We start from the raw sequence: 13741 nt of genomic DNA, 5'->3' as shown, positions 1-13741 counted from the left end.
ATGACCGACCCCATCTACATCCCCCTGCGCCTGCACACCGAATTTTCGATTACCGATGGCACGGTGCGCATCAAAGATGCCGTAAAAAAAGCCGTTTCAGACGGCCTGCCTGCATTAGGCGTGAGCGACCTGATGAACATGTTCGGCTTGGTGAAATTCTACAAAGCCTGCCGCGGCGCGGGCATCAAACCGGTGGCGGCAGCGGACGTGTGGATCGAAAACCCCGCCGCGCCCGACAAACCGTTCCGCGCCATGCTGATTGTAAAAAACAACAGCGGCTACCTGCGCCTGAGCGAGCTGCTTACCGCCGCCTATGTGGGCAAAGACCGCAACGTCGATCATGCCGAACTGCGGCAGGCGTGGCTTGCCGAAGGCGACAACAGCGGCCTTATCTGCTTATCAGGCGCGCATTACGGCGAAGTGGGCGTCAACCTGATCAACGGCCACACCGATGCGGCCAAAGCGGCCGCGCAAAAATACGCGGCGTGGTTTCCCAATGCTTTTTACCTTGAACTGCAACGCCTGCCCGAACGCCCGCAATGGGAAACATCGGTTTCCGGCAGCTTGGAAATCGCCGCGGAATTGGATTTGCCCGTAGCCGCCACCCATCCGACCCAGTTTCTCAACCAAGAAGACTTCAGCGCCCACGAAGCGCGGGTGTGCATCGCCGGCGGCTGGGTGCTGGCCGACAAAAAACGTCCGCACGAATTCACGCCGAGCCAGTATTTCGCTTCGCCGGAGCAGATGGCGGAGCGTTTCGCCGACGTGCCCGAAGCGTTGCAAAACACGGTGGAAATCGCCAAACGCTGCAACCTCACCCTCACGCTGGGCAAAAACTTCCTGCCGCTGTTCCCCACGCCCGACGGCATGTCGCTCGACGACTATCTGACCCAGCTTTCCAACGAAGGCCTGCAAGAGCGCATGGTGCAGCTTTACCCCGACGAAGCGGAACGCGCCGAAAAAATGCCCGAGTATCAGGCGCGCTTGGATTTTGAATTGGGCATCATCATCCAGATGGGCTTTCCGGGCTACTTCCTCATCGTACAAGACTTCATCAACTGGGCGAAAAACAACGGCTGCCCGGTGGGGCCGGGGCGCGGTTCGGGCGCAGGCTCGTTGGTAGCCTACGCGCTGAAAATCACCGACCTCGACCCGCTGAAATACGCGCTGCTGTTCGAGCGGTTCTTAAACCCCGAGCGCGTTTCCATGCCCGACTTCGATATCGACTTCTGCCAAAGCAACCGCGGCCGCGTGATTGAATATGTGCGCGAAAAATACGGCGCCGATGCCGTGAGCCAGATTGTTACCTTCGGCACCATGTCGTCGAAAGCCGTAATCCGCGACGTAGGCCGCGTGCTGGAGCTGCCGTTCGGCCTGTGCGACCGTTTGTCGAAACTGATTCCGCTCGAAGCCAACCGCCCCGTGAGCTTGGATAAAGCCATGGAAATGGAACCGGAAATCAAAGAGCTGATTGAAAGCGAAGGCGCGGAAGATTTGATGGTGCTGGCGAAAAAGCTGGAAGACCTCACGCGCGGCCTCGGCATGCACGCGGGCGGCGTATTGATTGCTCCGGGCAAAATTTCCGACTTCAGCCCCGTGTACCAGGCCGACGAATCCGCTTCGCCCGTGTCGATGTATGACAAAGGCGACGTGGAAGACGTGGGCTTGGTGAAATTCGACTTCTTGGGCCTGCGCAACCTCACCATTATCGAAATGGCGCAGGAAAACATTAAAAACATCGTCGGCGAAGAAATCGACGTCAACACCATTCCGCTCGACGACCAAGCCGCCTATAAAATTTTCCGCGATGCCAACACCACCGCCGTATTCCAGTTTGAATCGACCGGCATGAAAAAAATGCTGAAAACGGCGCACACCACCAAGTTTGAAGAGTTGATCGCTTTCGTATCGCTCTACCGCCCCGGCCCGATGGACAACATTCCCGATTTCGTCGCCCGCATGAAAGGGAAAGAGTTTGAATATATCCACTCGCTGCTGGAGCCGGTGCTGGAGCCGACTTACGGCATCATGGTTTACCAAGAGCAAGTGATGCAGGCGGCGCAGGTTATCGGCGGCTATTCGCTCGGCGGCGCGGATTTATTGCGCCGCGCCATGGGTAAGAAAAAACCCGAAGAAATGGTGAAGCACCGCGAAATCTTCGCCAAAGGCGCGGAAGAGAAAAACATTTCCCGCAAAAAAGCCGACGAAATTTTCGACTACATGGAGAAATTCGCCGGCTACGGCTTCAACAAATCGCACGCCGCCGCCTACGCGCTGATTTCCTACCAAACCGCATGGCTGAAAGCCCATTATCCCGCCGAATTTATGGCCGCCACTATGTCGAGCGAGTTGGACAACACCGACCAGCTCAAACATTTCTACGACGACGCGCGCGCCAACGGCATCGAATTTCTGCCGCCCGACATCAACGAATCGGATTACCTGTTCACGCCGAACAGCCAAAAACAAATCCGCTACGCCCTCGGCGCAGTCAAAGGCGTGGGCGAAGGCGCGGTCGAAGCCATCATGCAGGCCCGCAAAGAGAGCGGCAAATTCAAAGACCTGCTCGATTTCTGCGAACGCGTCGACAAAGCCCACCTCAACAAACGCACGGTGGAATCGCTGATACGCGCCGGCGCGTTCGACCACCTCAACCCCAACCGCGCCATGCTGATCGCCAATATCGACTTAGCCATCAGCAACGCCGAACAAAAGGCCGCCAACGCCAATCAGGGCGGGCTGTTCGACTTCGTGGAAGATGCGATTGAAGCCGTGCAGTTGGTGCATGTTCCCGCCTGGGGAGAAGCGCAAAAGCTGGCGGAAGAAAAACAAGTAGTCGGTTTTTACCTTTCCGGCCATCCTTTCGGGCCGTTTGCCGGAGAGGTGCGCCAGTTTGCGCCGGTTAAACTGAATAAGCTTAAACCGCAAGAAAGCGTGCGGGTAGCGGGGTTTGCCACGGTTGTGCGCTCCATGATGGGCAAGCGCGGGCGGCTGGTGTTTGTAACGCTGGAAGATCCTTCCGGAAGGGTGGAAGTGATGGTAACGGGGCAGGCTTTGGAGCAAGGTTCGGCCGAATTGAAACCCGACCGGGTGTTGATTATGGAGTGCAAAGTCAGCCGCGACGATTATGGCGGCGAGGGTGGTTTGCGTATCATTGCCAATAGTGTGATGACATTGCAGCAGGCACGCGAACGGTTTGCCCGCAATCTGACCCTGCGTTTTAATCCTCAACATGATATAGAAGCGACGATAGCGGTTTTGCAATCTTACCGGGCTGCCGATACACACATACCAACCGTGCCGGTGCGCATATTCTTCCGTAACGACGGTGCGCGAGGCGAACTGAATGTCGGAAGGCAATGGCATGTTGCCCCGAAGGCTGAATTGTTTGACCGGCTTACCGATATTTTAGGCGAATATCATTTGACGGTGGGTTGGTAGCAGTCTGTATAAACTTGGCAGAGAAAACAATGCCTGTCTGAAAAGCTTTAATTTCTTGCTTTTCAGACAGGCATTTTGTTTAAAAACAGAGAAATATCAGGGGAGTATAGTGAAATTATACGGTGATTGTAGAAAATAATGTATGACATTAAAGTAATTTCATTGTATTATTGCATATGATTAATTATCAAAAGTGTCTGTAAGTTAGTTGATTATTTCATAATATATAAACCCTATAGTTGTTTACTTATTTATAATTCATACCGTTTATTTGGTTATGTACTCGTCATTGTTCGTTATGTGTTTATATTACGGACGCAATATTTTTTGAACCTTTTGACGCGTATCCCCTCAATAGACGAGTGCAAAATTTAATCAATCAAAATAATGCAATTTGAATAAAAAGTAAATAACAAGTCATAAAAAACAACACATAAACCGATTGTCGAGTTTTTGAGCCGATTATCTTTAGTTTTGTGGTGAAATAATAACGGAAGTGTTGTACTATTTGGGAGCTTTGTAGATTATGAAATCAGAATCGACAACCATGAATAAGACCAATATAAAGGCTTTTGAATTAAGCCAAAATCACATTACAACTGATGAAGACATTCCATTTTTTACTGCTTTCGAGCCTGATCTGGCATTAAGTCTGCCGCAAGAGGGGCCGGAAGCAATTGAAGCCATGCCGGCTACGAAGTTTGACGGTACGACATTATCGGGCAACGAGTATGCGGCTAATGAGCTGAATGCAGCCGTGATTGACTTGCCGCAAGAGGCGCAGATAGAGGCAACTGAAATACAGACGGCAGAAGCTGCCGGTTTTTCGCCTTATCCGTGGCTGGCCGGTTTGGGCTTGGGCGGGGGCTTGATTGCAGGCCTTGCTTCTGCCGGAGGCTCCGGTTCGGACGATAAAAATACGGATGCAGCAGATGGCAGGAAGCACAGAGCTGCCGCAGTTATACCTGACAGACCGGCAGCAACCCTGTCTGAAAATATTGCTGCCCAACCTCAAGCAGATACAGAGGTTCCTGAAAATCGTCCGGCTGATGAAGCAATTAATCCGCCAGGCGTGGAGGAAAGCAAGCAAGAAGCTGCAATTGCAGAGAAAACCATGCAAGCAAATGCGCCGGAAGAACCGGCTCATCCGCAAGGTAACGCAGAGCAGCCGGCTGCCGAGCCGGCGCTTGCTGAAGAACAACCGCAAGAAACGGTTCAACCTAATAACAATGAAAAGGATGCGCCTGATTCTGTTGAATGGAAATCGGAAACAGATTCAAGCAGCAAGCCCAGTATTACTGAAGAAGTAGCCCAACCTAGCGGAAAAACCGAAGTGGTTGAGGAAACTTCTGATGAAGTAATACACAGTACGCTTCAAAACAACGAGAAGGTTGTTGCAGAACCTTCCATCAACGGCAGTGTAGCAATTGCTGCGTCGGAGGCGGAGGGCCTGACCGGCAGCCCTGCCAACACACAGAATGAAGGAAACTCAAATACTCTTGCTGGAATACCCAAAAAACAGGAGATCGATTTGACTACTACTGGCCCAAAAACAGTAACCACGAGTGCATTCGTAAGCAGCAATGTACCATCAGGCGCTTCATATACTGTTGTGAAAAATGCGGCGGAAGCAGCAAAAGCTGCCGCAGGCAACAGCGGTTTGAAACATATTGTGATCAGCGACGGCAGCCACCATACTTTGTTTACCAAAGACACAGGCGGAGACTATACGACCAAATGGGGCTCCGGTACATGGGGTGCTACGTTTAAAGACAGTGTATCAGTGGCGGCATTTCACAATGGCGGCGGTGATATTACTTCGGCTTTGCAATCAGCGATTAATGTAGCTGCTAAAAAAGGCTTGGGCGTGGAGATGCCTTCTAACGGCACTTTCGTTCTGAGCGGAAAAGGCGCCGTTGTTTTAGCGGGCACCGACTATGTAAGCGGCAATAATTCCACTTTGGTTTATAAGGGAATTACCAGCGGTTTCAAGAGCGGTATCACGCTTGCGAAAAACGTGAAAGATGTGGAAATCGAAGGATTCACTTTTGATTTACAGAATCTGGAAGGCGTGCGCGGGATTGCCGGCATCAACAGTAGCGGCGTTACCATTGAAAACAATAATTTTGTTAATGTGAAAAACAGAGCCATCAGCTTTGTAACACAAGATGGCAACATTGATGATCTGACCATCAAAAACAATAATATTGTTTTGAAAGAAGGTGTACAAAGTGATGCAAATTCCAATTATGCCATTGTTCTTTATAATCAGTCTGAATCCAGCCTGTATTCGGGCAGTTTGACCAAATGGCATGAATACCGCGGTGATAAGAAAGTTGCCGACAATAAGTATCAGATTACCGATGCTCTGATTACCGGCAATAAAATTACCGGCGGCTATTATGGTATTTCCTTCTCGGGTGTGACCAACAGTACCATCAGCAACAATGTTATCAGCGAGAATATGCGTAATATTTCTATGCAAAACCGAAGCGATAACAACAAGGTGATCAATAACTACCTGACTGAAGGCAAATCTTCTGCTGTACATATTGCTTACATGTCGAACGACAACACCGTCAGCAAAAACATTGTTTCCAGCTCCAAAGCGAGCGGACAGGGTTTGTTACAGGCATATCAAGGCAGCCAAAACAACAAATTCACCCATAATGAAGTGAATATCACTAGCAAATTCGGTACCGGCTGGATGCTTTATACCGGCACGGATTCTAACGGCACTGTGTTCAGCCACAATACCCTGAACGGCAACGTTAACCGTAAGGTGGTAGGTGTTGAGTCGATCTGGGACAGCAATTCCTCTAAAAACGTAATTGGTGCGTATATGCCGCGCCCGTTGACACTTTACGATATTGTGACCAAGAAGAGCCATTACACCAATTACAACGGTGGTACCGGTGATTTGAACGATGTGCGCGTAACGGACAACATTATAGCGAGCACTGCAACCAACAAGCGGGTTTCCGTATTATTTATGGGTGCGGAAAGCTCGAAAGGTTTGTATGGCAATGAGCATTTGGTGGGCGATATAAACGATTTGAAGTTTACCGGCAATCATGTTATGGGCGGCGGCTTCCATCAATTTGTTGAAACCCACACGAATGGCGCCGATATCAACGGATTTGTGAATAAGAGCAACGGCGATATGAAAGGCACGGTGCAGAGCTATGTAGGTTCTGCAGCCGATAACACCTATTTTATCGACAACGTCAAAGATACCATTAAAGAATCTGCCAACGGCGGAAAAGACACGGTGTACAGCACAGTCGATTACAAATTGCCCGATAACGTAGAAAATCTGGTATTGCTCAATATCAAGTCTATTAACGGTACGGGCAATGATCTGGACAACATTATCAAAGGCAACGTAGGGGATAATAAGCTCGATGGCGGCTTGGGTAATGACACATTGATCGGCGGCGAGGGCAGAGACATTCTAACAGGCGGCGGCGGTGATGACACTTTCCTGTTTAGTGCCCAGTTAAACGGTGAGGTAGACAGAATTACCGACTTCACTTCCGGCAGTGATAAGCTCGGCTTGAGCACGCTGGTGTTCGGTGCACTGGAGGGCGATTGGTTTGCCCAAGCAAATGCCGTAACCGCAGAAACACGCGTGATTCAAAACGGCAATAAGCTGTTTTATGATGCAGATGGTTCCGGTAAATATTTCAGCGCGGTGCAGTTTGCCGAGCTGGATGGTGTGAATTACGAATTAAACGCTTCTAATTTCACCATTTATTAATACCGCGCAACAGCCGGTAAACCGAATGGTTTTATCATGCCAAACTTGATTTAATGATTCGGCTTATCGGTTGGTTTAATGGCGATGCCTGTCTGAAAACGTTTTTCAAAGTTTTCAGACAGGCATTCTTAATTTGATTGACTATATAATCCACACACATTGAATTTAATCAGAATCATCCATTATGCCTTCAACACCGCAGATAGCTGCCAATGCAGCCTCCCCGTTTTATTTCGATACACTGATTATCGGCGCAGGAGCTGCCGGTATGATGTGTGCTGTCCGCATCGGGCAGCACGGTAAAAGCGTGGCTTTATTGGACCACGCAGTAAAAATCGGAGAAAAAATCCGCATTTCCGGCGGAGGACGCTGCAATTTTACCAACCGCAACCTCGATGGCGGCGACGGGTCGTCTTATTTTGTATCACAGCAACCGCGCTTTGTACGCCATGCATTGTCGCGTTATACCAGTCGGGATTTTATTAATCTGGTCGAGCGGCACGGTATTGCGTATCACGAAAAACATAAGGGGCAGATGTTTTGCAACAGCAGCGCTGTTGAGATTATCTCCATGCTGAAAAGCGAATGTGGAAAAGGGCAGGTTCAGTGGTACACCGGCTGCCGTGTTGATTCCGTACATGTTTTTCAGACAGGCATCGCCAGGTTTGAGATACGCAGCAGCAGCGGCGTGTTTCATTGTGCCGATCTTGTGATTGCCACAGGCGGTTTGGCCGCGCCTGCTATCGGGGCCACGCCGTTTGGTTATGAGCTCGCCAAACAGTTCGGCCACAGCATCGTACCGCCCGAAGCCGCTTTGGTGCCTTTGCGTTTCGAACATTGGGAGCAACACGGCTACCATACGCTTTCCGGCATCGCCTTGCCCGTGTGCATCAGCACCGGCGAGGGGAAACGCGTAACCGTTTTCGATGAAGATTTACTGTTCCGCCACAAAGGCTTAAGCGGCCCGGCCATTTTGCAGATCTCCAGCTACTGGCAGCCCGGCCAAACCCTGCGCATCGACTTGTGCCCGCACACCGATCTGGCGCAAACTTTATGCGAGGGCAAAACCGGCCGTAAGATCCAGCTTAACACCGCACTCAAACAACTTTGCCCCGATTTGCCCGACAGGCTGTTGGATTTCTGGCTGGCGCAAGAAGCATTCGCACCTTATGCCGCGCAGAAATGGGCCGACATACCCAACGCAGTTTTACAGAGGCTCGGACACAGCTTGAATAACTGGACATTGCTGCCCAGCGGCAGCGACGGCCACAAAAAAGCCGAAGTGACCCGTGGCGGTGTGAATGTAAAAGAAATCGATGCCAAAACCATGCAAAGCAAGCTGCAACCCGGCTTATATTTTATCGGCGAAGTAATGGACATTACCGGCTGGCTCGGCGGCTATAATTTTCAGTGGGCATGGTCGTCGGCAGTGTGTGCGGCGGAAGCGATTTGTGCGGAATGAGTATAAATAGTCGGATACAGGTATCCCGGCCTACAACAAAAGCCTGATCATAACAGTAAGCGTTTACAATAATAAAAATGCCTGTCTGAATATTTTCAGACAGGCATTTTGTTGTGTTGTAGCAAATAACCTTATTTTTTGTCATGCTCGGGCTTGACCAGAGCATCTCCTAAAATTTCTGGAACTTAAGATATTCGGGTCAAGCCCGAGCATGCCGGCCGTACTATTTTTTAAGTTTATTTGTGATACAAACCATCAGCGCCCGATGGCTTTATCTGCAATATCCGTGCGGAACTGCATGCCGTCAAACGAGATATGCCCGAGCGCCTGATAAGCTTTGGCTTTGGCTTCGGCCACGCCGTTGCCCAAGCCTACCACGCAGAGTACACGGCCGCCGTTGGTAAGGGTTTCACCGCTGCTGCCTTTGATTGTGCCTGCATGGAACACTTTGCCGACGCTGTTGGCTGCGTCCAAGCCGGAAATGGCGTCGCCTTTTTTCGGGCTTTCGGGGTAATTTTGCGCCGCCAGCACCACACCCACTGCGGTTTGCGGGCTCCATTCCGCTTCAACGCTATTCAGTTTGCGCTCGAGTGCGGCTTGGATTAAATCGGCAAAATCGCTGTTGAGGCGGCTCATAATCGGTTGGGTTTCGGGGTCGCCGAAGCGGCAATTGAACTCGATGGTATAAGGCGCGCCGCTTTCGTCTATCATCAGGCCGGCATAGAGGAAGCCGGTAAATTCGTTGCCGTCGGCCTTCATGCCACGCACGGTGGGCAGGATGATTTCGTTCATCACGCGCGCATGCACGGCATCAGTTACCACAGGCGCGGGGCTGTATGCGCCCATGCCGCCGGTGTTGGGGCCTTGATCGTTGTTTAACAGGCGTTTGTGGTCTTGGCTGGTGGCCATCGGCAACACATGCTCGCCGTCAACCATCACAATAAAGCTGGCTTCTTCGCCCTGCAGGAAATCCTCAATCACCACGCGCGCGCCGGCGTTGCCCATTTTGTTGCCGAGCAGCATATCGTCGATGGCGGCATGCGCTTCGTCCAAAGTCATCGCCACAATCACGCCTTTGCCTGCGGCCAGGCCGTCGGCTTTAATCACAATCGGCGCGCCTTTTTGGTTCACATACTCATGTGCCTGCTCGGCTTGTTCGAAGGTTTGGTATTGCGCGGTGGGGATGCCGTGTTTTTTCATAAACGCTTTGGCAAAGTCTTTCGAGCTTTCCAGCTGCGCGGCAGCGCGGGTGGGGCCGAACACGGGCAGGCCGGCGGCGCGGAAGTCGTCTACAATGCCGGCGGCCAGCGGCGCTTCGGGGCCGACCACGGTAAAGGCGATATGTTCGGCTTGGCAAAACGCGATTAAATCTTGATGCGCAGTTTTATCGAGATTCTGCAATTTAGGCTCTTGCGCCGTGCCCGCGTTGCCCGGGGCGACAAAAACGGTTTCCACTTTGGGCGATTGCGCCAGCTTCCAAGCTAAAGCGTGTTCGCGCCCGCCGCTGCCGATAACGAGAAGTTTCATAGTTTTCCTTTGTGCGGTAAGGTTTCAGACAGGCATTATAGCGGATTTCACGATATGCCTGTCTGAAAGCCCGCCGCTGCCGAAAGCATTTTATTCTTCTTTTTTATTATGCATTTTCTTAGCTAACTTAAGCATAGTTACCCTGACTGTAAGAATTATCAGCGTGAAGCCTGCGCTAAGCAGCACTGAGTTTAAGAAGCTGTATCCCGATGCAAAATAAAACATAAGAAACAACACCATCAATACAATCGCAAACATTATTTGCTCGCCGGGTTTGAGTATGCTTTCTTTTGTATTCATATAAGCTCCAAAATAACATTTGATATTTGATCTGTTATACAACCGGGCAAATGAAATGTTCCGCATTTGCCCGGCTGGTTTTCAAAAATTTTCATTTAATATGTTGAAGGCTAATCTACTTCAGCCCCATTAAATTTAACCCCTTTAACCTGTGGGGAAGTCGCCAAACCTATCAGACAGAGCATACACAACGAGGCTGTCTGAAACCATCAAACCAGTTTCAGACAGCCTCAAAAGCGCGTACAATCACGCTATTTTTCCTATTGCATTCAATACCATGATTTACCCCAAAACCTATGATGTCATCGTAGTCGGCGGCGGGCACGCCGGCACCGAAGCCGCCCTTGCCGCCGCGCGCATGGGCGCGCAAACTTTATTGTTGTCGCACAATATCGAAACCCTCGGCCAAATGTCGTGCAACCCTTCCATCGGCGGCATCGGCAAAGGCCATCTCGTGCGCGAAGTGGATGCACTCGGCGGCGCCATGGCGCTGGCTACCGATATGTCGGGCATTCAGTTCCGCCGTCTGAACGCCAGCAAAGGCCCGGCCGTTCGCGCCACCCGCGCCCAAGCCGACCGCATTCTTTACAAAGCCGCCATCCGCGAGATGCTGGAAAATCAGCCTAATCTCGAGATTTTCCAGCAGGCGGTGGAAGACATCACCGTAGAAGGCGACCACGTTTCCGGCGTCGCTACCGCCATGGGCGTCGAATTCAAAGCGCGCTCCGTGGTGCTCACCGCAGGCACATTCCTCGCCGGTAAAATCCATATCGGCTTGGAAAACTATGCCGGCGGGCGCGCAGGCGACCCGGCCGCGCAAGGCTTGTCAGGCCGTCTGAAAGAATTAGCATTACCCGTGTCGCGCCTCAAAACCGGCACCCCGCCTCGCATTGACGGGCGCACTATTGATTTCTCACAACTTACCGAGCAGCCCGGCGACACGCCCGTTCCCGTGTTTTCCGTGCGCGGCAGCGCCGAATTGCACCCGCGCCAAGTATCCTGCTGGATTACCCACACCAACCAGCAAACCCATGATATCATCCGCTCCGGCTTCGACCGCAGCCCCATGTTTACCGGCAAAATCGAAGGCGTCGGCCCGCGCTACTGCCCCTCGATTGAAGACAAAATCAACCGCTTCGCCGACAAAGACAGCCATCAGATTTTCCTAGAACCGGAAGGCTTGACCACCAACGAATACTACCCGAACGGCATCTCCACCAGCCTGCCGTTCGACATCCAGCTTGCCCTCGTGCGCTCCATGAAAGGCTTGGAAAACGCCCACATACTGCGCCCCGGCTACGCCATCGAATACGACTATTTCGACCCGCGCAACCTCAAAGCCAGCCTTGAAACCAAAACCATCAACGGCCTGTTTTTTGCCGGACAAATCAACGGCACCACCGGCTATGAAGAAGCCGCCGCACAAGGCTTGCTGGCAGGCGCGAACGCCGTACAATACATCCGCGAACAAGAGCCGCTTACCCTGCGCCGCGAACAAGCCTACCTCGGCGTGTTGGTGGACGATTTAATCACCAAAGGCGTGAACGAGCCTTACCGCATGTTCACCAGCCGCGCCGAATACCGCCTGCAACTCAGGGAAGACAACGCCGACATGCGCCTTACCGAAGCCGGCTACAAAATCGGCCTCGTTACCGAGCAGCAATGGCAACAGTTCGACCGGAAACGCGAGCAAATCGAGCGCGAAATCCAACGCCTGCGCAGCACATGGTACACCCCAGCCAAACTGCCGGTGAGCGAGCAAGAGCGCGTGTTCGGCCAAAAGCTCTCCCGCGAAGCCAGCCTGCACGACCTCTTGCGCCGCCCCAATATCGACTACGCCTCACTGATGACGTTGGAAGGCGCGCAGCCCGAACAATGCCTGTCTGAAAACGTGATCGAACAGGTAGAAATCCAAGTGAAATATCAGGGCTATATCGACCGCCAAAACGAAGAAATCGAAGGCCGCCGCGATATCGAAACCCTGAAACTGCCGTCTGAAATCGATTACAGCAAAGTTAAAGGCTTGTCGGCGGAAGTGCAGCAGAAACTCAACCTCAACCGCCCCGAAACAGTAGGCCAAGCCTCGCGCATTTCCGGCGTAACCCCCGCAGCCGTTGCTTTGCTGATGGTGCATTTGAAGCGTGGGTTTAAGGATGCGAAGTAAGGAGGAGTGTCTGCATCTATCGTGAATCAACTTAAAAATAGTAGCTCGCCATATTCTGGCTTGAACCGAGTATCTTCCGAATGCTCTAAGATCGGCCTTGTCTCCCGAAAATCTCACTTCTTTTGGCGGCACCGGCGGGTAGAGTGGATATAGCTAAGGTTTCAGATAGTCTTAAAAGCGTTTATTATTTAAGTTGCATGGAGATAAACTGCAGAATATACGATCAATAAAAATGCCTGTCTGAAAATTTTTCAGACAGGCATTTTATTTCGACATAAACTATTTCCTTACCACTACCGTTCCCGCTATTTTGTCATGCCAACCTTGCTTGCGTTTATCAAAAGCTATCCAGATCAGACCTAAGAACAAAGGCAAAATGGCGATAAAATAGCCTACGTAGCGGATAATGGATTGGCGTAAATCAATATCCTTGCCCGTTTCCGCATCCACTACCTTCAAAGCCAACAACATTTTTCCGGGCGTGGCGGCAAACTTGTTCCAGAAAAACAGAGTAAAGATGGCGGGAAAAATGTAATTTAGGAAGGTATCCCAAAAACCAAACGAATACCGTATTTCTTCGCTCATGACAAAATAAGCGTCACCATAAATCAGATACATCAACGGTAGAATCACGATCATTAAAATGATGGTATCAATAATCCCTGCAGCCGTACGAATCCAAAAACCTGCGTAGTTCATTTAACTTTCCTCCTGCAATTGGTTGGTTTTTTCCATTATTCAATCAATCATTTACTTGAGTCAACAAGGCATTGTCTTCCTTGTATGAAATTTGTATGAAAAATTAAGGAGCCGAAGCAGATTAGTTATCACATTAATCTGCTTCAGCCCCTTTTTAAATTGCGCATAGATTCTTACATTTGCTGCTATTTTTTTAACTACTTGATATTATTTTTTTTGATAATTTACGTGATTTGTATATATTAAAACCCCATAGAAATATAAAAAAATTGCTAAAAAATTTGAGAAAATCACAATATAAAAAATAATTCTCTGTTGTTTCTTATACTGAAATTCTAATTCCTTTTCATTGTTTTTATTGTTAATTATTACTTTATTGTTGTTTTTA

The 13741-nt window shown here is 50.5% G+C and carries 7 protein-coding genes; 4 read left to right on the top strand and 3 right to left on the bottom strand.

From position 1 onward, the window contains the following. From dnaE to AKG09_RS08410, 3 genes are all read left to right on the top strand, one after another. A complete protein-coding gene (gene dnaE / locus AKG09_RS08420; RefSeq protein ID WP_054619002.1) occupies window positions 1-3441 on the top strand; it encodes a DNA polymerase III subunit alpha in 3441 nt (1146 codons plus the stop codon). 547 nt (window positions 3442-3988) lie between these two features. Then, on the top strand, window positions 3989-7201 hold the full coding sequence (locus tag AKG09_RS12365) for a right-handed parallel beta-helix repeat-containing protein (protein WP_197272135.1): 3213 nt from the start codon (window positions 3989-3991) through the stop codon (window positions 7199-7201). A gap of 184 nt (window positions 7202-7385) precedes the next feature. Then, the gene (locus AKG09_RS08410; protein ID WP_054619000.1) at window positions 7386-8663 is read left to right on the top strand and encodes an NAD(P)/FAD-dependent oxidoreductase; all 1278 of its coding nucleotides are present in this window, start codon (window positions 7386-7388) and stop codon (window positions 8661-8663) included. Window positions 8664-8918: 255 nt separating this feature from the next. Here AKG09_RS08410 and purD read toward each other — a convergent pair whose 3' ends face one another. Together purD and AKG09_RS08400 are read right to left on the bottom strand one after the other, a co-directional pair. Further along, window positions 8919-10190: a phosphoribosylamine--glycine ligase gene (gene purD / locus AKG09_RS08405; protein ID WP_054618999.1), complete on the bottom strand. Its 1272-nt coding sequence runs from the start codon at window positions 10188-10190 to the stop codon at window positions 8919-8921. Between the two features lie 90 nt (window positions 10191-10280). Then, the gene (locus AKG09_RS08400) at window positions 10281-10490 is read right to left on the bottom strand and encodes a hypothetical protein (protein ID WP_054618998.1); all 210 of its coding nucleotides are present in this window, start codon (window positions 10488-10490) and stop codon (window positions 10281-10283) included. Window positions 10491-10767: 277 nt separating this feature from the next. On the opposite strand from AKG09_RS08400, the gene mnmG reads away from it, so the two are divergent. Next, the gene (mnmG, locus tag AKG09_RS08395) at window positions 10768-12654 is read left to right on the top strand and encodes a tRNA uridine-5-carboxymethylaminomethyl(34) synthesis enzyme MnmG (RefSeq protein ID WP_054618997.1); all 1887 of its coding nucleotides are present in this window, start codon (window positions 10768-10770) and stop codon (window positions 12652-12654) included. Between the two features lie 279 nt (window positions 12655-12933). Here the strand turns inward: mnmG and AKG09_RS08390 are convergent, their stop codons facing one another. After that, window positions 12934-13353, bottom strand: coding sequence for an RDD family protein (locus AKG09_RS08390; RefSeq protein WP_054618996.1), 420 nt, complete (start codon window positions 13351-13353; stop codon window positions 12934-12936). Window positions 13354-13741: the final 388 nt, after the last annotated feature.

It is taken from the genome of Neisseria sp. 83E34, from assembly GCF_001308015.1.
Classification (GTDB): Bacteria; Pseudomonadota; Gammaproteobacteria; order Burkholderiales; family Neisseriaceae; genus Neisseria.
This window is presented reverse-complemented; position numbering and strand designations above follow the sequence as displayed.